The organism is Staphylococcus caseorum, assembly GCF_049943195.1.
Classification (GTDB): Bacteria; Bacillota; Bacilli; order Staphylococcales; family Staphylococcaceae; genus Staphylococcus; species Staphylococcus equorum_A.
The window spans coordinates 536,346-558,091 of record NZ_JBNFUA010000001.1; the positions used below are offsets into that span (position 1 = coordinate 536,346).

The window sequence follows — 21,746 nt, forward strand, 5'->3', positions numbered from 1 at the left end:
TAACATATTTATCAAAATATTATAACAACGCTAAATTGTACGGTAGTTGAATACATTAGCATGTAATATAAGGTTAATCATTGCTATAATGAATATAAATAAATTTAATAAGGATGTGTACAATGCGAATAGCTATCATAGGAATGGGCACAGCGGGTGTAAGCTTGCTAAAGGAATTAGTGAAACATGATAATTTTGCAACAATGAATATAGACATGTACGATAATCCTAAAAATATGGGGCAAGGTGTACCTTTTCAAAATGACAGTGATCAATTATTAATCAATATGCCTGCGAAACAAATGTCTTTAAATTTAGATAATCAAGGTGAATTTTACGAATGGTACAAATCTCAATCGATATTTAAGTTTTCTAATCCGGAGTATTTACCAAGGTTTATATTTGGTCATTATATGAAAGATTTTTTAGAAAAATATAATCAGCAATTTGAAAATGTCCAGATGATTAAAAAAGAAGTGTCAGAAGTTTTCATTGAGGCTGATGTAGGTCAAACGGATGTTAAATATTATGTTTGTACTTCGAAAGACATGTCGAATTGTCAAAAGTATGATGCTGTATTTTTAACGATTGGTACACTGTCATACCATGATCCGTACCATTTGAAAGGAAAAAAAGGATATATTCACACACCATATCCAACTTATAATACGTTAGATGATGTGAAGGATACTGACAGAATTGCGATCATTGGCACAGGTTTAGCATCTTTAGATGTAATTCGTTATGTTACTGCACATCATCCTAAATTACCAATTACTATAACAAGTCGCAAAGGTCAATTGCCAAGCGTGAGAGGCGAAATGCCTGACATTGAATTTAAATACTTAACACCTGAAAATTTTAATGCAATAAAGAACGAAAATTTTGGAAACGTACCTTTGGAAAAAGCACTAAATTTATTTATGAAAGATTGTGCATATTATGATATTGCAATTGAAAAATTAGTGCACCGTAGACAAAATGACCCTGTGAAGGATTTAACATATGATTTAGAACACGCAACTGAATTAGGGGCATTCCAAAGTATACTTGAATTAGTAAAAGAGAATTTAAATTGGATTTGGAATAGTTTCAGTAGGGAAGATCAAAAACAATTTTTAAAAGATTACCAATCTATATTAAAGGATAATTCTAATCCAATGCCTCCACGCACAGCTCGATTAATTATAGATCATATCAAAAATGGGACTATTGAAATTAAAAGTGGTCTAGAGGATGTTCAATATGAAGCAAGTCAATTTTGTTTCAAATATAAAAATGAAACAGAGGCAAACCATAAATTTGATGTCGTAATCAACGCAACTGGTTCAAAAACCCAACTTTCAGATCTTGATAGTGATGATCAATTGGTTTTGAATCTTGAAAATAGACAGGTTGTACAAGCGCATCCACTTGGTGGTATTCAAATTATTGCTGAAACAAATCAAATTATAAGCCCTCGCTATGGAACACTTAAACACATGTACGCATTAGGTCAATTAACAAATGGAATCAATCAGTCTCGAAATGGTGTAGCAATGATAGTTAAACAAGCAGTTAGCATAGTAAATCAGTTATTACCGAATAAGTAATTACAAAAATAAAAACATTAACTGTATGGTTTCGAGAGGTTAATCTGTTAAATGATAACTAGATTATTAAGGTTATAAAAATCATAATAAAAATTAATTTATTTTTTCATTAATTTAAGTAAAAAGCTTTTCTTATTAGTATTTAAAGCATTTTAATAATAAGAATACGTTAAAAATAAAGCCGACTTAGATAATATGAATTGTCATTCTGCCTAAAATGTAGTACGATATTGGTGTAACTTAGTAAGAGTTACTTGACTCAATCATTAATTACAATTTCATAGATATTCTTTCGGGGCAGGGTGAAATTCCCAACCGGCAGTAAACAAAGCCTGCGACCTGCATTTGATTATTCAAATGTGGCTGATCTAGTGAGATTCTAGAGCCGACAGTAAAGTCTGGATGGGAGAAAGAATGAAGTATAACAAAAACGACACTTTTTAAGTGTTTATTTGGCATACACTTATGTTTGAAAATGGATAAGTGTATTTAACTTGAAGCTAATGATGTTATATCAATATATATCCCACACCTGAAATATTTTATTTCAGGTGTTTTTTTATTATTTAGAGGTGATAACGTGAGTCAATATTTAAATTATGCAATCCAATTAGCAAAAATGGTGAATGGTCAAACGGGTGTAAACCCACCTGTAGGCGCGGTAGTTGTTAAAGACGGCCGAATCGTAGGGATGGGCGCACACTTAAAAAAGGGCGATAAACATGCTGAAGTACAAGCGTTAGATATGGCACAAGATGAAGCTAAAGATGGTACCATTTTTATCTCATTAGAGCCATGTACACATTTTGGTTCAACGCCACCTTGTGTAAATAAAATTATTGATTTTGGCATAAAGAAAGTCATATATGCTGTAAAAGATACGACTTTACCGTCTAACGGTGACGAAATATTACAACATGCAGGAGTAGAAGTTGAATTTCGTCATAATGCAGAAGCAGAACACTTGTACAAAGACTTCTTTATAAGCAAAAGTAAAGAGGTTCCTGAAGTGACAGTTAAAGTAGCTTGTAGTTTAGACGGTAAACAGGCCACTGATGAAGGTGAAAGTAAATGGATTACGAATACAGCCGTACAGCATGATGTATTCAACTTACGTCATACGCATGATGCTGTACTTACAGGTAGAGGCACGTTAGATGCAGATAACCCTCAATATACAACACGAATTGAGGAAGGTAAGCATCCTATAAAAGTGATTTTATCGCGATCAGGCCAAATTGATTTTGAATTAGACATGTTTAAAAATGCTAATACACCTATTTGGATTTATACACAAAATAAAAACTTGAAAACAGATATTGAACATGTAGAAATTATTATTTTAACTGATTGTTCAATTGAAAATATTTTAATAGATTTATATCAAAAGGGAATTGGGAAATTGTTAGTAGAAGCGGGTCCAACCGTATCTTCAGCATTTCTACAATCTCAATATACGAATGAACTTATCTTATATTATGCCCCGAAAATTATAGGTGGTTCTGGTAATTATCAATTTTATCAAACTAAAAACATTTTTGGATTATCAGAAGTACCACAATTCGAAATTGTTAATTCCCAAATGCTTGAGCAAAACATTAAATTAGAGTTGCGAAAGAAGTGAATAATCATGTTTACCGGTATTGTTGAAGAAATAGGCACGATTAAAAAAATAACGACACAACAATCTGTAGTTAACTTAACGATTGATTGTGAGACCATCTTATCAGACATGCATATAGGAGATTCTATAAGTGTGAATGGCGCATGTTTAACTGTTGTTGATTTTAATAAGCATTCGTTTTCTGTACAAGTAATTAAAGGTACAGAAAATAAGACTTATCTAAATCATTTAAACCAATCTGCAGAAGTGAATTTAGAAAGAGCGATGAGTGGTCAAGGTCGTTTTGGAGGACACTTTGTGCTCGGGCATGTAGATGAAGTAGCTAAGATTACACGTATACAAGCATCAGATAATTCTAAAATTGTAACAATAAAGCCTACTACTACACTTATTAAACAAATGGTGCCACAAGGATCCATAACTGTAGATGGCGTAAGTTTAACTATTTTTCAATTAAAAGATGCTGAATTCGACATTCATCTCATTCCTGAAACGCGAAGATCCACTATTTTAAATCAAAAACGTGTAGGCGATCCGGTCCATATTGAAACTGATATGTTATTCAAATATGTAGAGAGAATTGTCAGTAATAATGAATCAGGATTAAGCACCGAAAAACTTAGAGCATTTGGATTTTAGGAGGGGTAATATGAAATTAGATAGTATAGATACAGCGCTTGCGGAGCTTAAAAAAGGTAAAAGTATTGTGGTCGTTGATGATGAAAACAGAGAGAACGAAGGCGACCTAGTAGCTGTGACAGAATGGATGCAAGATAATACCGTTAATTTCATGGCGAAATATGGTAGAGGACTCATCTGTGCACCAATTAGCAAAGATATAGCCAGAAAATTAGAACTCAATCCAATGGTGAGTCATAACTCTGATGTTTATGGTACAGAGTTTACAGTGAGTGTCGATCATATTAATACGACGACAGGTATTAGTGCTGGAGAAAGAACAATGACAGCAAAAGCGTTAATAGAAGAAAATGCAACAGCTAGTGATTTTAATAAACCAGGTCACTTATTTCCGTTAATTGCACAAGATAATGGTGTGTTAGAAAGACGTGGTCATACAGAAGCATCTGTTGATTTAGCAAAACTAACAGGAGCAAAGCCAGCAGCATTAATTTGTGAAATTATGAATGAAGATGGCTCTATGGCTAAAGGTGAAGAATTAGAAGCCTTTAAGGAAAAGCACGAGCTTGTAATGATTTCTATTGAAGATTTAGAAACATATAGAAAATCACTCACATCTAAGTTAGAAGCAAAAGCAAAAGTAAAAATGCCTACTAAACATGGTAAGTTTGATATGTATGGTTTTACTTCACAGACGAGTGACGAAGAACTTGTGGCGATTGTAAGTGGAGACATAAAGAAAACTGAGAATGTGCGTATTCATTCTTCTTGTCTGACAGGCGATATTTTTCATAGTCAAAGATGTGATTGTGGAGAACAACTTGAAGCTTCTATGAAATATATAAGTGAACATGGTGGCATTATTTTATATTTACCTCAAGAAGGTAGAGGTATTGGTTTAATTAATAAGTTGAAAGCATATGAGCTTATTGAACAAGGTTATGATACTGTGACAGCTAATATTGCTTTAGGTTTCGACGAAGATTTGAGAGATTACAAAGACGCCGCAAAAATTTTAAAGTATTTTGGTATTGAAAGCGTGAATTTGTTAAGCAATAATCCCAAAAAATTCGAAAGTCTAGAAACTTATGGTGTAAATATTGCGAAAAGAATTGAGCTAGTAGTTCCAACAAATAAATTTAATCAAGATTATATGGATACAAAAAAAGAGAAAATGGGTCATTTAATATAGGAGGGCAATAAGATGAATTTTGAAGGTAAATTAATAGGTTCAGATTTAAAAGTAGCAATTGTGGTAAGTAGGTTTAATGATTTTATTACAAATCGTTTATTGGACGGGGCTAAAGATACTTTAGTGCGACATGAAGTACCGAAAGAAAACATTGATGTAGCATATGTACCAGGTGCATTTGAAATTCCATTAGTAGCTAAAAAATTAGCTCAAAAAGGTGAATATGATGCTGTAATCACTTTAGGTTGTGTAATAAGAGGATCTACTTCTCATTATGATTATGTTTGTAATGAAGTGGCGAAAGGTGTTTCTAAGGCAAATGATATTGCTGATACACCAGTTATCTTCGGTGTTGTGACAACTGAAAATATTGAACAAGCAATAGAACGTGCCGGCACAAAAGCAGGAAATAAAGGTGCAGATGCAGCAATTAGTGCAATAGAAATGGCTAATTTATTAAAAGAAATATAATAGAATCAGACTGAAGCACTAACTTTTTTATAAAGGGATATAGGTGTTTCTACTAAAATAAAAAGAATTGGACTTAACGAAATCGTTATTGTCCAATTCTTTTTTGTTAAAGATTATTTTTTTAAAAGACGATATACTAAAGCACTAGCTGCTCCAAAGGCAGCAACTACACCTGTAACGATACCCGCTTTTTTCATTACTTCGGGTTTCATTAACTCTTTAAACATTAAATTTAAATTTTGAGGTCGTTCAGCTAGTCGTCTCATAAAGTAACTAAACCAATCATCCCCATATGGTACATAAATACAGAAATTGTTACCTTCACCAGCTATTTTCTCCGCTAAATCAGTACGGAAACCATATAACATTTGAAATTCGTACTGATTTTTTTCAATATTATTATCTTTGATAAATTGTTTTATATGTGTAATAACTTTATCATCATGAGTGGCAATTGAAGTTACATTTTTAGCGTTTAATAGTCTTTTTTCAATTAAACGTATGTAATTTTCGTCAATGTCTTCTTTAGTTTGATAAGCTATTGTATCAATTTCTTTATATGCGCCTTTAACCATGCGCAATCGTAATTCCGGATATTTTTCTACAAGTGTATCAGCTTCATATAAATAACCTTGAATTACGGTACCTACATTTTTGAATTCACCTTTTAAACGGTCTAACACTTGCGTGATGTCAAATAAACTATCATACTTTTCAGTATCGATATTAATATGCATATTATTAAACTCATTCGCTTTTAATAATATTTCACGTAGATTGCGATAAGCAAGATCTAAATCAAATTCAGAGCCTAACTGGCTTAATTTAATAGACATGTGACCATCTAAGCTATGATTATAAATAGCATACATCACTTCTAATATTTGATCTTTTGATTGAATTGCTTCACCTTCAGTTACAACAAATTCTCCAAGGCAATCTACAGTAACTGTAATTCCCTTGCTGTTTAGACGTTCAATTGTGTTTAATAAGGCTTCGATTGTATTGCCGGCAACCACTTTATTAGCACCGAGCATTGGACCGATTTCCTTAGCAGTCTTATTTAAAAAAGGGTTGTTAGATAACCCGATAAAAAAATTTTTCACAATTGGCATATTAATTCCTCCCATTCTGCTTACAGCTGATCTTTCAATATAAGTGTAGCATGAATCTAAAGGGAATGAAATCGTTTACAATAGAATATATTACACTTTATTTTATTAAATACACTTATGGCAAAGTGTTGATTATAAGATGCTTTTAATTTTTAAAACAAATTGAGTTTTTCGCGTCTATGGTTATCTTTAAAATGGAAAAAGTACATCGTATTTTGATACAATAAATATAATGAAATTTAACGAGAAGGGGAAGTATGTATTATGTGGAAATGGGAAACCGAAAAGGAAGCTAAAGGTGTCGTTGTAATTGCACATAACATGCTTGAACATACGGGAAGATACGCATATGTAATTACGATGCTTCGCCGAAATGGATATCATGTTATTATGGGCGATTTACCTGGACAAGGGCAAACGTCACGTTCTAACAAAGGTCAAATTGACAGTTTTGATGTATATCATGAGCATATTCTAGAGTGGATTAGAATAGCGAATGAGTATAAAATACCTACTTACGTGTTAGGTGTCGGTTTAGGTGGTTTAATTACACTTAATTTACTTGAAAAAGTAGAAGTACCAATTGAAGGTTTGATGCTTTTATCTCCACTTTTAGAATTTAAAAAGAGTAATAAATCTCGTAAAGACAAAATAATTTCAAATATAGGTAAAGTAGCTAAAGATACAAGGTTTAAAGTAGGGATTACAGTTGAAGACTTAACACGAAACGAAGAAGTAATTGAAGAAACAAAAAATGACCAGTTGATGTTGCAAAAAGTAACTTATCATTGGTATAAACAAATCATAGAAATTATGAAAGAAACGGTAACACATTTAACTGATATTAAACCATTACCACTATTGTTAATGTATGGTCTAGAAGATCAAGTTGCAGATGTATCAACAATGGAATTAATTAAAGACAAAGTCACAACCGATGAATTATATTTCAAAGCATGGGAAGGCCTTTATCATGAGGTACATAATGAACCTGAAAGAGATGAAGTAATGAGATATATTTTGGCATTTTTAAATAATAGTGCAAGCAATAATGGCTTTATCGTTCATGATGAACATGAAGTATCTTAATTAAAAGAACCCTTATACTAAAATAGAGTAAGAAAAGCATCGGAAAACTTTAAATGTTATCTGATGCTTTTTTTTATAAAATTATCGGAAATATGGTGTATGTAAATCTATTAGAAAGATTAACAAAAGAAGTTTGTGAAAAATATAACAAAGTCATTGAAAAACTCATGAAATACTGTTATATTTATATTGTGAAATAAATCACAAACATTAACTAAATGATTGAATACGTGAGGAGCGTCATATAATGAAACAAATTAAAAATAATAAAGTAGTTTTAATAGGTGATGGGGCAGTAGGTTCAAGTTATGCTTTTGCGTTAGTAGCTCAAGGTGTTGCTGATGAATTAGTAATTATTGATTTAGACGAAGAAAAAGTTAAGGGCGACGTCATGGATTTAAATCACGGTGCGCCATATGGTGATTCACCAGTGAAAATCAAAGCAGGCGCATATAATGAATGTACAAATGCAGATTTAGTAGTTATTACTGCTGGAGCAGCTCAAAAACCAGGTGAAACACGCTTAGATCTTATCGAAAAAAACACCCAAATTTTTAAAGGAATTGTTTCTGAAGTTATGAAATCTGGATTCGATGGTATTTTCTTAATTGCAACCAATCCGGTAGATGTCTTAACATATGTGACATACAAAGTGTCTGGTTTACCGAAAGAAAAAGTGATAGGCTCTGGGACAATTTTAGATACAGCACGTTTTAAATATGAATTAGCTGAAGAATTTGGCGTTTCACCAGGTAGTGTGCATGGTCAAATCATCGGTGAACATGGCGATTCAGAATTAGCGGTATGGTCTCAAGCTAATATAGCCGGTCAATCTTTATATCAATTTTTAAAAGATGACCCTGAAAAACAACACAGGGTAGAAGAGATTTTTACAAATACGCGTGATGCAGCCTACGACATAATACAAGCAAAGGGCGCAACGTATTATGGGATTGCAATGGGGCTATTACACATTACAAAAGCAATTTTAAATAACCAAAATGTTGTACTAACAGTTTCGAGTTATTTAGAAGGTGAATACAACCAAGAAGAAGTCTATATTGGTGTACCAACACAAGTAAATAAAGAAGGTGCTGTAAAAGTTTTTGAAATGCCTCTAGACAGCCATGAGCGCGAATTATTCGAAAAATCAGCTACTATTTTGAAAGAAATGCAAAATAAAATATCTCATATAATTGCATAATTCATAGTTTAAATTTAAACTGTATATAAGATTAATTTTATTAAAAATTCTAATGTTAATTCAGTGAAGAATTTATTTACTAAGAATGATGTTTTTTGATAAATTAATTTTACATGTTTAACTTTATACTATGATTGGGGGATTATTCTATGGGGAAGACATTTACTGATAATGTTGATGGCGTTTTAAGATTAGAAATGGTGTTGAATGACATCGAAGATATCTTTAACAAAGTTCAAAAGCAGTACAAGATGTCGAAAGAAGAAATTTTGATTCTTTTAACGCTTTGGAAAGAAGGATCGATGACTTTAAAAGAAATGGATGATTTTGTGCACATTAAATCTTATAAGCGTACAAGAACTTATAATGATTTAGTGGAAAAAGCGTGGATCATTAAAGAAAGACCACAAAATGACGAACGTACAGTTATCATTCATTTCAATGAAGATTTAAAAGCGCAACGGGAAAGCCTTTTAAATTTCTTCAAAGAAGAAATTGAATCAAAATCAACTAGCATTCAAACTAGTCTTAAATCTATCATTAACTTATAGGGAATAAGCAAAGCCTCGGTAGTCAAATACCGAGGCTTTTGTTTGTCTTTTTTATTTTATTTTCGAATAAATTGTTAATAATCGTGATTGTGTTAAGAAATTATATCTTGAACTCATGAGGTATTCACAGTCTAAATTTTTTCAAGTGCACAGATGAACGGCGGGTTATTCTGTTGATTGATAAATTGATATTGCAATACATGTGCTTTAGTTTGATCAAACTGTGACAAATATTCAATTACAGCATCACGTTCTAATTTACCTTCATCATGACCATGGTAGATCACTAAAATAATGACGCCTTCCGGAGCTAATATGTCAAAAATTGAGTTGATAGCTGATAATGTACTTTCAGGGTGGGTAACAATCGATTTATCACCTTTAGGTAAATATCCTAAATTGAAAATGGCAGCATCCACTTTACCAGCTTCAATCTCTTGAATATGCTGTTTTACATGCGCATGACTATCTTGAATCAACATTACATTGTCATAACCTTCAGTTTTTTGTTTTGTATTACTTATAGCTTCTGTTTGGATATCAAATGCATATACTTTACCGTGAGGCACTTGTTGCGCAAGAAAAAGTGTGTCATTGCCATTACCACAAGTAGCATCTATGACAATGCTTTCTGATGTCATATGTTGTTGAAGCAACGTTTTCGCAAATGGTAAAATGCGTTCTAATTTCATGATTTTATCGTACTTTCAAAATGTTTTCCTTGATATGATTCTCTGCGACCTAGTTCATTATCAATTTCGTTCAATACTTCCCATTTATTAACACTCCACATTGGACCTACCATTAAATCAATCGGACCATCACCAGTAATTCTATGAACAATCATTTCTTTTGGAATGATTTCTAATTGATCACAAACTAATTTAGTATATTCATCCTGTGTCATAAATTCTAACATGCCTTTATCATACTGTTTCACCATTGGCGTACCTTTAAGTAAATGAAGTAAATGAATTTTAATACCTTGGACATCCATTTGAGCGACTTCTTTAGCCGTTTCCATCATCATCGTATAGTCTTCGCCTGGCAAACCATTAATAATATGCGTACAAATATTAATGTTATGCTTACGTAATTTAGCGATACCTTCATAATATGTTTGCATATCATGCGCGCGATTGATTAAATCTGATGTTTCTTGGTGTACCGTTTGTAAGCCAAGCTCTACCCATAAATATGTACGCTCATTTAACTCTGCCAAATACTCAACCACATCATCAGGCAAACAATCAGGTCTTGTACCTATTGAAAGGCCAACAACACCAGGTTCCTTCAAAGCAGTTTCATATTTTTCACGTAATTCTTCGACAGGTGCATGCGTATTTGTAAATGCTTGGAAGTAAGCAATGTATTGACCGTCACTCCATTTTTCGTGCATTCTATCTTTAATTTGTTGAAATTGTACATCGATTGGATCCACACGATTACCTGCAAAATCTCCGCTACCTGCAGCTGAACAGAAAGTACATCCTCCATGTGCTACAGTACCGTCTCTATTAGGACAATCAAAGCCACCGTCAATTGCTACTTTGAAAATCTTTTGTCCGAATTTATTTTTTAAGTGATAATTCCAAGTGTGATATCTTTTATTCTCGAATGCGTAAGGGAAAAATTGTCCCATAAAACATTTTCCTTTCTGAATTCATTCTAGTTAAAGATTTTAACATATTTTAATGATATAGTGTTTAGTGTAAAATTAGAAATTTTTAAAATAGAGAGGAGCTTACTGTTATGAAAATGCCTAAATCAGTGTGGTGGTTAGTTATTGGGATGGCATTAAATATCACTGGCTCAAGTTTTTTATGGCCCTTAAATACAATTTATATGAATGAACAATTAGATAAAAGTCTTACAATGGCTGGCTTTGTCCTAATGATTAATTCGTTTGGTATGGTCATTGGCAATTTGTTAGGTGGTAATTTATTTGATAAATTAGGTGGCTATCCAACAATTATGATAGGTACTGTTATATGTTTAATCAGTACAACACTCTTGAATTTCTTCCACGGATGGCCTTGGTATGCGGTTTGGCTCGTAGCATTAGGTTTTGGTGGGGGTATGATTATTCCAGCTATTTATGCACTCGCAGGCGCTGCATGGCCTCAAGGTGGCCGTCAAACATTTAACGCAATCTATTTAGCGCAAAATTTAGGCGTCGCTATAGGGGCAGCATCCGGAGGTTTTGTGGCAGAGTTGAGTTTCAATTATATATTTATAGCTAACTTATTAATGTATGTAGCATTTGCAGTGGTAGCAATTACACAATTTAATATTAAACTTGATGTGAAAGTAAAATCGAATGATACGATGTCTTTATTATCTAAACAAAATAGAGTTCAATTTACTGCGTTGTCACTTTTATGCGTGATGTTTAGTATTTGTTGGATTGCATATATTCAATGGGAGAGTACGATTGCTTCTTTCACTCAAGAAATTAATATGTCAATGAGCCAATACAGTTTGTTATGGACTGTTAATGGTATTATGATTCTGGTTGCACAACCACTAATTATGCCGGTGATCAGGTTGCTAAAAGGTAATTTGAAATATCAAATGTTAGTAGGTATATCGATTTTCATAGTGTCATTTTTAGTGACGAGTTTTGCTGAACAATTTTCAGTGTTCATGATAGGTATGATTATACTGACATTAGGTGAAATGTTTGTTTGGCCAGCTGTTCCAACAATTGCAAACCAATTAGCACCAAAAGGGAAAGAAGGAGCGTTTCAAGGGTATGTTAACTCAGCAGCAACTGTTGGTAAGGCTTTTGGTCCACTTATAGGTGGGGTCCTTGTAGATACACTAAATATGCAAGCGATGTTTTTAAGTATGATAGGGTTATTAGTTATTGCAGTGTTTTTCTTAATGATTTATGATAGGAAATTACCAAAAGACGTATAAGTTATACGTGGAAAATAAAAAGTTTAATCATTTTCTCGAACAGGTGTAAGGCGCCTGTTCGATTTTTTTATAAAAACTAATAAATCGCCACACAGAAACTTTTAGTGTAGCTTTATTTCACGTTTTCCACTTGAAATAAAACCTTTTTTCAAATATCATTAGTAATGTATAGGAGTAGTAACTTGAAAGCTTTTCTACAGAGAACTAGGAAAGGTGGAACCTAGTGTTAAGCATTGAGTGAACTTACCAGGACTTAAATGAATTTATAACATCTCTAACTATTAATTTAAATGAGCGCACATTTAATGTGAAACTGGGTGGTACCGCGGTGAAAGTCGTCCCTTTTGAAGTCGATAATAGTTTGAGGTGTTTTTTTATTGAATAGGAGGAAAAGTAGTGAACTACAATCATAATGAAATTGAAAAGAAATGGCAGGATTATTGGGCAGAACATAAAACTTTTAAAACGAGCGATAATTTAGGTCAAAAAAAATTCTATGCGCTAGACATGTTTCCATACCCATCAGGTGCAGGACTTCATGTAGGGCATCCAGAAGGTTATACAGCTACAGATATTATTTCTCGTTATAAACGTATGCAAGGATATAATGTGTTACATCCAATGGGGTGGGATGCATTTGGTCTTCCTGCAGAACAGTATGCCTTAGACACTGGGAATGATCCTCGTGAATTTACTAAAAAGAATATTCAGACGTTTAAACGTCAAATTAAAGAATTAGGTTTCAGTTATGATTGGGATAGAGAAGTGAATACTACAGACCCAGAATATTATAAATGGACGCAATGGATTTTTATTCAATTATATAATAAAGGACTCGCTTACGTAGATGAAGTTGCAGTAAACTGGTGTCCAGAACTTGGTACAGTACTTTCAAATGAAGAAGTTATTGACGGTTTGTCTGAACGTGGCGGCCACCCTGTGGTAAGAAAACCAATGAAACAGTGGGTATTGAAAATTACTGAATATGCAGATCGTTTACTTGAAGATTTAAATGATTTAGATTGGCCTGAGTCTTTAAAAGACATGCAACGTAACTGGATTGGTCGTTCAGAAGGGGCTGCTATCGCATTCGACGTAGAAGACAGTGATGCCCAAATTGAAGTGTTTACAACACGTGCAGATACTGTATACGGCGCAACCTTCTTAGTGTTAAGTCCTGAACATGAACTAGTAAATGAAATTACAACAGCTGATCAAGAAGCAGCTATCAAAGATTATCAACAAGAAGCGGCTAAAAAGTCAGACTTAGAACGTACAGGTTTATCTAAAGAAAAATCAGGTGTGTTCACTGGCGCATATGCAACGAATCCTTTATCGGGGCAACAAGTGCCAATTTGGATTGCTGATTATGTGCTTGCCACATATGGAACTGGTGCAGTTATGGCAGTACCAAGTGGAGACCAAAGAGACTATGAATTCGCAAAAACATTTGATTTGCCAATTTTAGAAGTTATCGAAGGTGGAGACTTATCGCAAGAAGCCTATGATGGAGATGGACCACATGTTAATTCAGGTGAGTTAAATGGTTTATACAACGAAGAAGCGATTGCAAAAGCAATTGAATTGTTGGAACAAAAAGGTGCGGGTACTCGCAAAGTAAATTATAAATTACGAGACTGGTTATTTAGTCGCCAAAGATATTGGGGTGAACCAATACCTGTAATTCATTGGGAAGATGGTTCAATGACCACTGTTCCAGAAGAAGAACTACCATTACTTTTACCTGAAACGGATGAAATCAAGCCTTCAGGTACAGGTGAATCTCCATTAGCTAACATTTCAGATTTTGTTAATGTGGTTGATGAAGAAACTGGAATGAAAGGTCGTCGCGAAACAAATACGATGCCACAATGGGCAGGTAGCTGTTGGTATTATTTAAGATATATTGATCCTGATAATGACCAAATGCTTGCAGATCCAGAAAAATTAAAACACTGGCTACCGGTTGATTTATATATTGGTGGTGTAGAACACGCAGTACTTCACTTATTATATGCGAGATTCTGGCATAAAGTTTTATATGATTTAGGTGTAGTTCCTACAAAAGAACCATTCCAAAAATTATTTAACCAAGGCATGATACTTGGTGAAGGTAATGAAAAAATGAGTAAGTCAAAAGGTAATGTAATCAACCCAGATGATATCGTGAAATCACATGGTGCTGATACTTTACGTATGTATGAAATGTTTATGGGACCACTTGATGCAGCAATTGCATGGAGCGAAAATGGTCTGGACGGCTCTAGACGTTTCTTAGATAGAGTTTGGCGCTTATTAGTAACTGATGATGGTTTGATTTCTGATAAAGTGGTAAACAATAACAGTAAAGCTTTAGATAAGAGTTATCATCAAACAGTGAAAAAAGTAACTGAAGATTATAATACGTTGAATTTCAATACTGCAATAAGTCAACTTATGGTATTTATTAATGATTGTTATAAAGCAGATGAAATTTACAAACCATACATTGAAGGTTTCATTAAAATGTTGGCACCAATTGCGCCACATATATCTGAAGAATTATGGACGCAACTTGGACATGAAGAAACAATCACTTATCAACCATGGCCTTCATATGATGAATCATTACTCGTTGATGATGAAATCGAGATTGTTGTTCAAGTGAACGGTAAAGTACGTGCTAAGATTAATGTCCCTAAAGACACTTCAAAAGAAGAAATGGAACAATTAGCACTTGGTAATGAAAATGTTAAAGCTGAAATTGAAGGTAAAGAAATTAAGAAAGTCATTGCAGTACCGAAAAAATTAGTTAACATTGTAGCTCAATAATAACAGGAGGAATTATTTATGGAATCTATAACAATTGATGAATTAAAAGAGAAAATTTTAGATAGTGACCCAATTCATATCGTTGATGTTAGAACAGATGAAGAAACAGCTATGGGTGTGATACCAGGCGCAGAAACAATACCGATGAATCAAGTTCCGGATGAATTAAATCATTTTAATAAAGATGAAACATACTACACCATCTGTAAAGTGGGCGGTCGTAGTGCACAAGTAGTACAATACCTTGAGCAAAATGATATCCATGCAGTTAACGTTGAAGGCGGCATGGATGCATGGGGCGACGAAGGTTTAGAAATCAATAGTATTTAAGTTAAAATAAAGCTTATAATATTGAATTGAAAATATTGTAAGTTTTATTTTTAGAGCGTTAATTGCAATTTTAAAATGTCGACAAAGTCTCTGACTTTGTTGGCATTTTTTGTGCAGGTATTCCATAAGCGCAACATCATCTTATAGTCTTTAGCTATGAACTTGTCGAAGACAAAGATTACTTCAAAGAAAAATACAAATCAAAAAAACAAACAAAATGCTATAAGAGCATTTTGTTTGTTTTGATTTGTGAAGCTTATATTTCAGCATTAAAGATGAAATTCACCCGCGTTTGAACCGGCTACATTACCAGTGACTAAAGCGCTTGTGATATTATATCCGCCTGTGTAACCATGTATATCTAATACTTCACCGCATAAAAATAACCCTGGTACGTGTTTTGACATCATAGATTTAGGGTGTATTTCTTTTAATGACACACCACCACCAGTTACAAAAGCTTTATCGATGGGCAACGTTCCATTGACAGTAAAAGTAAATCCTTTAAATAATTCAACTAATTTATTAATTTGTGCATTTGAAATATGGTGAGCAGTTAAGTCATCACTAATTTGTGCTTGTTCAATAATGAATAATAAATAACGTTCTTCGATTAACCCGTGCAAACTATTTTTAATATATTTGTCAGGTGTATCTTTTAATATATTTCTAATTTGTGCTTCTAATTGAGCGACACTCAGATTTGGAAAAACATCAAGTTGCATCTGAATCTCTTTTTGTTTTTGACTTTTTTGCTCTTTATATACAAATTGACTACATCTCAGTGCGGCAGGGCCACTTATACCAAAATGTGTGAATATCATATCCATTTGATGTGTGATACGTTGTTTGCCATTCTTTTTTAATACGGATAGTGCAACATCTTTTAAACTTAATCCTTTTAAACGTTTGTTCTTAATAAATGGTTCAGAAGATGTTATAGGGACTTCGGTTGGAAATAATTCTGTAATTGTATGCCCTAAATGTTTAGCGAATTTATAACCATCTCCAGTAGAACCAGTTTTGGGTACACTAGTACCACCAGTCGCAATAATAAGACTCTTACTTTCAAATTGTTGTTGATCATTTAGCATAACTTCAAACGTTTGTTGGGGCGTATATTCAATAGATTGAACAGTTGATTCTTCTTTAACGTCGACATTATTTTGTTGTAACGTATGAATGAGTGCATCTACCACGTCTTGTGCTTTATTAGATACTGGAAACATACGACCATGATCTTCTTCTTTTAAACCTACACCTCTGGATTCGAAAAATTGAATGATGGATTCATTATCAAATACAGAGAAAGGGCTATATAAAAACTTTCCATTACCCGGTATGTTTTTAATAATTTCATCATAAGGAAGGCGGTTAGTAACATTACAGCGGCCACCACCAGAAATTTTCAGCTTGCGACCCAATCCTTTTTTCTTTTCAATTAATAAAACATTTTCACTATTTTGACTTGCTGCAGCGGCAGCCATGAGTCCACTTGGCCCACCACCGATTATAATTGTTTGATACATTTTATTGCCTCCCTTAGCTATATAGTGTTATTTTATAGTAATATACTTTTGAAAAAAAGTAGTTATAACGTTATTATTAAAGTTATGAGTGTAAAAATTAATTTGAGATAGGAAGATCTGAATGAGTGAAAGTAAAGAATTAGTGAGGGGCACCTTTTTAATTACGCTTAGTATTTTGATTACTAAGGTTTTAGGTGTTATATATATTATTCCATTCTACTCGATTATTGGTGGAGAGGAAAATTTGGCGCCTTTCAACTATGCATACACCCCGTATAATATAGCGATTGCTATTGCAACTGCGGGCGTCCCATTAGCAGCGTCTAAATATGTATCTAAATATAATGCAATGGGCGCATATAGGGTAAGTGAGAAACTGTACAAATCAAGCTTTCTTGTTATGACTGTAACAGGATTTATAGGTTTTTTCATCTTATATTTATTAGCTCCAACAATTGCATCTATTACTTTAGCAAATAAAGCAGGTGCAAATGGCGGATGGTCAGTAGATGAAATTACATGGATTATTAGAATTATTAGTATGGTAGTTATTTTTATCCCGCTACTTGCTACATGGCGTGGTGTGTTCCAAGGTTACAAATCTATGGGGCCGACGGCAGTGTCAGAAGTTATCGAACAAATCGCACGTATACTATTTATTTTAGTTGGTAGTTATTTAGTGCTTAATGTATTTAACGGTAGTGTACTTGCAGCTAATGGTATTGCTACATTTGCAGCGGCTGTAGGAGCAATTGCAGGGATTTTCACGCTATGGTATTACTGGAGAAAAAGAAAGCCTAATATTGAAAAAATGGTTGCAACGGATACAACGGGTATCGATGTATCATACGGTAAAATGTATAAGGAAATTATTTCTTACAGTATCCCGTTCGTCATTGTGAGTTTAAATTTCCCATTATTTAATTTAGTCGATCAATTTACACATAACAGTGCACTCGGTTTAGCTGGCGTTCCAAGTCATATGCATGACTATTTCTTTACAATTTTAAACATGACGACAAACAAAATTGTGATGATTCCAACAGCATTATCAGCAGGTTTTGCAGTAAGTTTAATTCCATTTATTACGAAAACTTATGCAAAGGGTGAATTGCATGAGATGCACAGACAAATGCGAACGTCGTTAGGTGTTTTAATGTTCATCACAGTGCCTGCAAGTTTAGGTATTATGGCATTAGCGTTACCATTATATACAGTCTTTTATAGTTATAATGTTGATGGTAGCCAAATGCTATTCTACTATGCGCCAGTAGCGATTCTAATTGGTTTACTGAGTGTAACAGCATCTATGTTACAAGGCATTGATAAACAAAAATTAACAGTATTTGTTATATTAGCAGCAGTTGTAATAAAAGTAGTATTAAATACGCCATTAATTTTAGCGTTCCATTCTGCTGGTGCGATATTAAGTACGGCAATTGCATTGTTATTTGCAGTATCATGTAATCTGTATATACTTAAAAAACACGCTAAATTTGATTTTTCAGAAACATGGTTACACTTTGGTAAAATATTCTTATATAGCTTAATTATGATGATATCAGTTGAGTTAACATTCTTTATCTTACAATTATTTATTTCAACACAATCTAAATTTGGATCGCTGATTATAATTATTGTTAGTGTAATTGTAGGTATGTTAGTTTATGCTAGCATGACAATGAAGACAAGACTTGCAGATCAGTTTTTAGGTGATATTCCACAGAAAATTAGACGTAAGTTAGGTATTGTAGAATGAGAATAGATAAATTCTTAGCTAATATGGGCGTAGGAACACGTACAGAAGTGAAACAGTTATTAAAAAAAGGCAATGTTACCGTGAATGATAAAAAAGAGAAGTCACCAAAAATTCAAATTAATCCAGAAACGGATATTGTAAGCGTCAATGAAACGCAAATTCAGTATATAGATAAAATCTATTTGATGTTAAATAAACCAAAAGGGTATTTATCAGCTACTGAAGACAATAATCAACAGACTGTTATAGACTTAGTAGATGAATTTAGATATTTAGAACTATTTCCAGTTGGTCGTTTGGATAAAGATACTGAAGGGTTATTGCTCATCACGAATGATGGGCAGTTTAACCACCAATTGATGAGTCCAACAAAGCATGTTTCTAAGACATATGAAGTGATTTCTGAAAAAACTATTACAAAAAATGATATAGAATCCTTTAAAACGGGTATTGAATTAAATGAGGGATTGGCGAAACCTGCTCAATTAGTTGAAGGTGATGAAAAGAACAAATCATTTGTCACAATATACGAAGGAAGGTATCATCAGGTTAAGCGTATGTTTCATGCTATAGATAATGAAGTTTTAGCTTTGAAACGTATTAGCATTGGCGACTTAAAGCTAGATTCAGCATTAGCGCCAGGAGAATTTCGTCATTTAACTCAACAAGATTTTAAACAATTAGGATTAAAATAATGAAGAGGTGTTTTTATGTCAAATTTATTTAAAGCAGTATTAGGTATTGGTGGAGCAGCGGCTGCAGTTGTTCTTTCTAAAAAAGAAAATAGAGATAGATTGAAAGATGAGTATGGCAAATACAAATCTAATCCAGAATCATATAAACAAAACGCGAAAGATATCGCTAGTCAAATTAGTTCAAAAGCAGGCGAAACTTATAGCGAAGTAAAACAAGATCCTAAAGGTTATGCTTCAAAAGTAAAACAAGACCCTAAAGGTTATCTTAAAGATCAAAAAAATAATTTCAAAAATAGTGTTAAAAAAGAAGACGTAGAGATTGAAGAAGCTAGATTCGATGATGAAGGCGGAGACCCTTCTAATAATCTACGTGTCGTAACTGAAGAAGAATTAAAAAATAATAGTAATAAACGTGATAATAAATAGTAAATTACTATTTGGCGACCTAGTTCATTTTAATGAACTAGGTTTTTTTATACGTGTGTGGCAGAAATCTATATTTTTAACAAGATTTCGTCGTATGAACCCAGTCCGGCAAAGCAGACTAGAAAATGGAATACAAGCGCTGAAGCGCTTTTTCAATTCAGTCAACCACTGCCAAATTAATCATTGAGGCTGAGATATGTATTTTATCTCACCTCTTTTTTATGTTAATACAGTTTTTGAAATATATTAATATATATAGGTTGAACTGTTTTATCTGTTAGCGAAACAGTTGGAATTTTTAAAAAATAATGACATCTCACTGTAGTTTCTGCCACACATCATGTAAAATATTAAATATATAAGTTTGGAGAAGGAAGTGGATCACAAATGTGGAAAGACAAAGTGAAAGAATATGAAGATCTAATCATTGAAGATTTGAAAGGTTTATTATCTATTGAGAGTGTTAGGGAAGATAATAAAGCATCAACAGAATATCCAGTTGGACCTGGTCCACGAAAAGCCTTAGATTACATGTACAAAATAGCTGAACGTGACGGATTTGGCACACATGATGTAGACCATATTGCTGGTCGAATTGAAGCGGGTGCTGGAGAAGATGTTTTTGGTATATTATGCCATGTTGATGTCGTGCCTGCTGGAGAAGGTTGGGATTCTGACCCATTTGATCCAGTTGTGACAGATGATAAAATTATTGCAAGAGGTACGCTTGATGATAAGGGACCAACAATTGCAGCGTACTATGCAGTTAAAATATTAAATGATATGAATGTAAATTGGAAAAAACGTATACATATTATAATAGGCACTGACGAAGAATCTGATTGGCAATGTACTGAGCGTTATTTTGAAACTGAAGAAATGCCTGCTTTAGGATTTGCACCAGATGCAGAATTCCCTGCAATTCACGGCGAAAAGGGTATTACTACTTTTGATGTGATTCAAAACGAAAAAGCAGAAGACCAAGACGAGCCAGAATATGAATTAATTTCATTCAATTCAGGACAAAGATATAATATGGTACCTGATGAAGCTGTGGCGAATGTATCTGTAAAAGAAAACATGACTGATGTCATTCAAAACTTCGAACAATTTGTTCACGAGAACAATATTGAAGGGGAAAGCATCGTTGATAGTGGCGTACTTGTATTAAAAGTTCAAGGAAAAGCCGTACATGGTATGGATCCTTCTATAGGTGTTAATGCTGGTTTGTACTTGTTGAATTTCTTATCTAGTCTAGATTTAGACAAAACAGCAGCTAATTTCGTGAATTTCAGTGAAAAATATTTATTTAATTCTCATTTTGGAGAAAAAATGGGTATGAAATTCCACACAGATGTTATGGGTGATTTAACGACGAATATAGGTGTCATGTCTTATGACAATGTTGAAGGTGGAACATTTGGTGTTAATTTAAGATATCCACAAGGATTTGAATTTGAAGAAGCAATGACGCGCTTCAAGAGTGAAGTTCAACCACTTGGATTTTCAATTGAATTAGGTAAAAACCAAACACCGCATTATGTAGAAAAAGATGATCCATTCGTTCAAACGTTAGTACAAGCCTATAGAAATCAAACAGGTGACGAAACAGAACCATACACAATTGGTGGTGGCACATACGCACGTAATTTAGACAAAGGTGTTGCCTTTGGCGCAATGTTCAGTGATTCTGAAGATTTAATGCACCAAAAAAATGAATATATCAGTAAAAAGCAATTGTTTGATGCGACGAGTATCTACTTAGAATCACTATATACTTTGTGTGTGGAGGAATAA

Annotated in this window: 19 protein-coding genes and 1 riboswitch; of the genes, 15 read left to right on the forward strand and 4 right to left on the reverse strand. The window is 33.4% G+C overall.

What is annotated here, in order from left to right:
- The first annotated feature begins 122 nt into the window (after positions 1–122).
- The 5 genes from ACP3TL_RS02950 (at position 123) to ribH (ending at position 5,518) form a co-directional block, all read left to right on the forward strand.
- Positions 123–1,592, forward strand: a complete 1,470-nt coding sequence (locus ACP3TL_RS02950) for an FAD/NAD(P)-binding protein (RefSeq protein ID WP_046465614.1) — start codon at positions 123–125, stop codon at positions 1,590–1,592.
- Positions 1,593–1,876: 284 nt separating this feature from the next.
- Positions 1,877–2,010: riboswitch (FMN riboswitch) on the forward strand.
- Positions 2,011–2,172: 162 nt separating this feature from the next.
- Positions 2,173–3,216, forward strand: coding sequence for a bifunctional diaminohydroxyphosphoribosylaminopyrimidine deaminase/5-amino-6-(5-phosphoribosylamino)uracil reductase RibD (gene ribD, locus ACP3TL_RS02955; RefSeq protein WP_285336726.1), 1,044 nt, complete (start codon positions 2,173–2,175; stop codon positions 3,214–3,216).
- A gap of 6 nt (positions 3,217–3,222) precedes the next feature.
- Complete coding sequence (ribE, locus tag ACP3TL_RS02960) at positions 3,223–3,855, forward strand: riboflavin synthase (RefSeq protein WP_046465612.1); 633 nt, start codon at positions 3,223–3,225, stop codon at positions 3,853–3,855.
- Positions 3,856–3,865: 10 nt separating this feature from the next.
- The gene (locus ACP3TL_RS02965; protein WP_046465611.1) at positions 3,866–5,047 is read left to right on the forward strand and encodes a bifunctional 3,4-dihydroxy-2-butanone-4-phosphate synthase/GTP cyclohydrolase II; all 1,182 of its coding nucleotides are present in this window, start codon (positions 3,866–3,868) and stop codon (positions 5,045–5,047) included.
- Positions 5,048–5,059: 12 nt separating this feature from the next.
- A complete protein-coding gene (ribH, locus tag ACP3TL_RS02970) occupies positions 5,060–5,518 on the forward strand; it encodes a 6,7-dimethyl-8-ribityllumazine synthase (protein ID WP_046465610.1) in 459 nt (152 codons plus the stop codon).
- 113 nt (positions 5,519–5,631) lie between these two features.
- Here the strand turns inward: ribH and ACP3TL_RS02975 are convergent, their stop codons facing one another.
- Positions 5,632–6,633, reverse strand: a complete 1,002-nt coding sequence (locus tag ACP3TL_RS02975) for a proline dehydrogenase family protein (RefSeq protein ID WP_069818198.1) — start codon at positions 6,631–6,633, stop codon at positions 5,632–5,634.
- 264 nt (positions 6,634–6,897) lie between these two features.
- Between ACP3TL_RS02975 and ACP3TL_RS02980 the strand changes: the two genes are divergently transcribed.
- The 3 genes from ACP3TL_RS02980 to ACP3TL_RS02990 all read left to right on the forward strand — a co-directional run bounded on the left by ACP3TL_RS02980 (position 6,898) and on the right by ACP3TL_RS02990 (position 9,477).
- Positions 6,898–7,722, forward strand: a complete 825-nt coding sequence (locus ACP3TL_RS02980) for an alpha/beta fold hydrolase (protein WP_277575899.1) — start codon at positions 6,898–6,900, stop codon at positions 7,720–7,722.
- A gap of 247 nt (positions 7,723–7,969) precedes the next feature.
- On the forward strand, positions 7,970–8,926 hold the full coding sequence (locus ACP3TL_RS02985; protein ID WP_285325701.1) for an L-lactate dehydrogenase: 957 nt from the start codon (positions 7,970–7,972) through the stop codon (positions 8,924–8,926).
- A 149-nt stretch (positions 8,927–9,075) separates the two neighbouring features.
- Positions 9,076–9,477: a transcriptional regulator, SarA/Rot family gene (locus ACP3TL_RS02990; protein WP_021339039.1), complete on the forward strand. Its 402-nt coding sequence runs from the start codon at positions 9,076–9,078 to the stop codon at positions 9,475–9,477.
- A 131-nt stretch (positions 9,478–9,608) separates the two neighbouring features.
- Here ACP3TL_RS02990 and mnmM read toward each other — a convergent pair whose 3' ends face one another.
- Entirely contained in the window at positions 9,609–10,169 is a 561-nt protein-coding gene (mnmM, locus tag ACP3TL_RS02995; RefSeq protein ID WP_046465606.1) for a tRNA 5-(aminomethyl)-2-thiouridylate-methyltransferase MnmM, read from the reverse strand.
- Positions 10,166–11,119: a tRNA modification radical SAM protein MnmL/YtqA gene (mnmL, locus tag ACP3TL_RS03000; RefSeq protein ID WP_046465605.1), complete on the reverse strand. Its 954-nt coding sequence runs from the start codon at positions 11,117–11,119 to the stop codon at positions 10,166–10,168. The genes mnmM and mnmL overlap by 4 nt, the downstream gene beginning before the upstream one ends.
- Before the next feature lie 110 nt (positions 11,120–11,229).
- Here mnmL and ACP3TL_RS03005 point away from each other — a divergent pair, with 110 nt between their 5' ends.
- From ACP3TL_RS03005 to ACP3TL_RS03015, 3 genes are all read left to right on the forward strand, one after another.
- On the forward strand, positions 11,230–12,399 hold the full coding sequence (locus ACP3TL_RS03005) for an MDR family MFS transporter (protein WP_046465604.1): 1,170 nt from the start codon (positions 11,230–11,232) through the stop codon (positions 12,397–12,399).
- A gap of 396 nt (positions 12,400–12,795) precedes the next feature.
- Complete coding sequence (gene leuS, locus ACP3TL_RS03010; RefSeq protein ID WP_046465603.1) at positions 12,796–15,210, forward strand: leucine--tRNA ligase; 2,415 nt, start codon at positions 12,796–12,798, stop codon at positions 15,208–15,210.
- A gap of 18 nt (positions 15,211–15,228) precedes the next feature.
- Positions 15,229–15,540: a rhodanese-like domain-containing protein gene (locus tag ACP3TL_RS03015; RefSeq protein WP_046465602.1), complete on the forward strand. Its 312-nt coding sequence runs from the start codon at positions 15,229–15,231 to the stop codon at positions 15,538–15,540.
- Between the two features lie 269 nt (positions 15,541–15,809).
- Here the strand turns inward: ACP3TL_RS03015 and ACP3TL_RS03020 are convergent, their stop codons facing one another.
- Positions 15,810–17,069 (reverse strand): BaiN/RdsA family NAD(P)/FAD-dependent oxidoreductase, encoded by a 1,260-nt coding sequence (locus ACP3TL_RS03020; RefSeq protein WP_046465601.1) that lies wholly within the window; start codon positions 17,067–17,069, stop codon positions 15,810–15,812.
- 121 nt (positions 17,070–17,190) lie between these two features.
- On the opposite strand from ACP3TL_RS03020, the gene ACP3TL_RS03025 reads away from it, so the two are divergent.
- From ACP3TL_RS03025 to pepV, 4 genes are all read left to right on the forward strand, one after another.
- A complete protein-coding gene (locus ACP3TL_RS03025) occupies positions 17,191–18,828 on the forward strand; it encodes a putative polysaccharide biosynthesis protein (protein ID WP_046465600.1) in 1,638 nt (545 codons plus the stop codon).
- Positions 18,825–19,523 carry a pseudouridine synthase gene (locus tag ACP3TL_RS03030; RefSeq protein ID WP_046465599.1) on the forward strand — a complete coding sequence of 233 codons (699 nt, stop codon included), beginning with the start codon at positions 18,825–18,827 and terminating at the stop codon, positions 19,521–19,523. Before ACP3TL_RS03025 ends, ACP3TL_RS03030 begins: the two co-directional genes overlap by 4 nt.
- Positions 19,524–19,538: 15 nt before the next feature.
- Positions 19,539–19,949 (forward strand): YtxH domain-containing protein, encoded by a 411-nt coding sequence (locus tag ACP3TL_RS03035; RefSeq protein ID WP_046465598.1) that lies wholly within the window; start codon positions 19,539–19,541, stop codon positions 19,947–19,949.
- Between the two features lie 387 nt (positions 19,950–20,336).
- Positions 20,337–21,746 carry a dipeptidase PepV gene (gene pepV, locus ACP3TL_RS03040; protein ID WP_046465597.1) on the forward strand — a complete coding sequence of 470 codons (1,410 nt, stop codon included), beginning with the start codon at positions 20,337–20,339 and terminating at the stop codon, positions 21,744–21,746.

Coding starts and splice junctions, on each gene's coding strand:
- ACP3TL_RS03025 (WP_046465600.1), top strand. CDS start 17,191: ATGAGTGAAAGTAAAGAATTAGTGAGGGGCACCTTTTTAATTACGCTT.
- ACP3TL_RS02975 (WP_069818198.1), bottom strand. CDS start 6,633: ATGCCAATTGTGAAAAATTTTTTTATCGGGTTATCTAACAACCCTTTT.
- mnmL (WP_046465605.1), bottom strand. CDS start 11,119: ATGGGACAATTTTTCCCTTACGCATTCGAGAATAAAAGATATCACACT.
- pepV (WP_046465597.1), top strand. CDS start 20,337: ATGTGGAAAGACAAAGTGAAAGAATATGAAGATCTAATCATTGAAGAT.
- ACP3TL_RS02950 (WP_046465614.1), top strand. CDS start 123: ATGCGAATAGCTATCATAGGAATGGGCACAGCGGGTGTAAGCTTGCTA.
- ACP3TL_RS03030 (WP_046465599.1), top strand. CDS start 18,825: ATGAGAATAGATAAATTCTTAGCTAATATGGGCGTAGGAACACGTACA.
- ACP3TL_RS02990 (WP_021339039.1), top strand. CDS start 9,076: ATGGGGAAGACATTTACTGATAATGTTGATGGCGTTTTAAGATTAGAA.
- ACP3TL_RS03035 (WP_046465598.1), top strand. CDS start 19,539: ATGTCAAATTTATTTAAAGCAGTATTAGGTATTGGTGGAGCAGCGGCT.
- ACP3TL_RS03020 (WP_046465601.1), bottom strand. CDS start 17,069: ATGTATCAAACAATTATAATCGGTGGTGGGCCAAGTGGACTCATGGCT.
- mnmM (WP_046465606.1), bottom strand. CDS start 10,169: ATGAAATTAGAACGCATTTTACCATTTGCGAAAACGTTGCTTCAACAA.
- ACP3TL_RS03005 (WP_046465604.1), top strand. CDS start 11,230: ATGAAAATGCCTAAATCAGTGTGGTGGTTAGTTATTGGGATGGCATTA.
- ACP3TL_RS03015 (WP_046465602.1), top strand. CDS start 15,229: ATGGAATCTATAACAATTGATGAATTAAAAGAGAAAATTTTAGATAGT.
- ACP3TL_RS02980 (WP_277575899.1), top strand. CDS start 6,898: ATGTGGAAATGGGAAACCGAAAAGGAAGCTAAAGGTGTCGTTGTAATT.
- ACP3TL_RS02965 (WP_046465611.1), top strand. CDS start 3,866: ATGAAATTAGATAGTATAGATACAGCGCTTGCGGAGCTTAAAAAAGGT.
- ACP3TL_RS02985 (WP_285325701.1), top strand. CDS start 7,970: ATGAAACAAATTAAAAATAATAAAGTAGTTTTAATAGGTGATGGGGCA.
- ribE (WP_046465612.1), top strand. CDS start 3,223: ATGTTTACCGGTATTGTTGAAGAAATAGGCACGATTAAAAAAATAACG.
- ribH (WP_046465610.1), top strand. CDS start 5,060: ATGAATTTTGAAGGTAAATTAATAGGTTCAGATTTAAAAGTAGCAATT.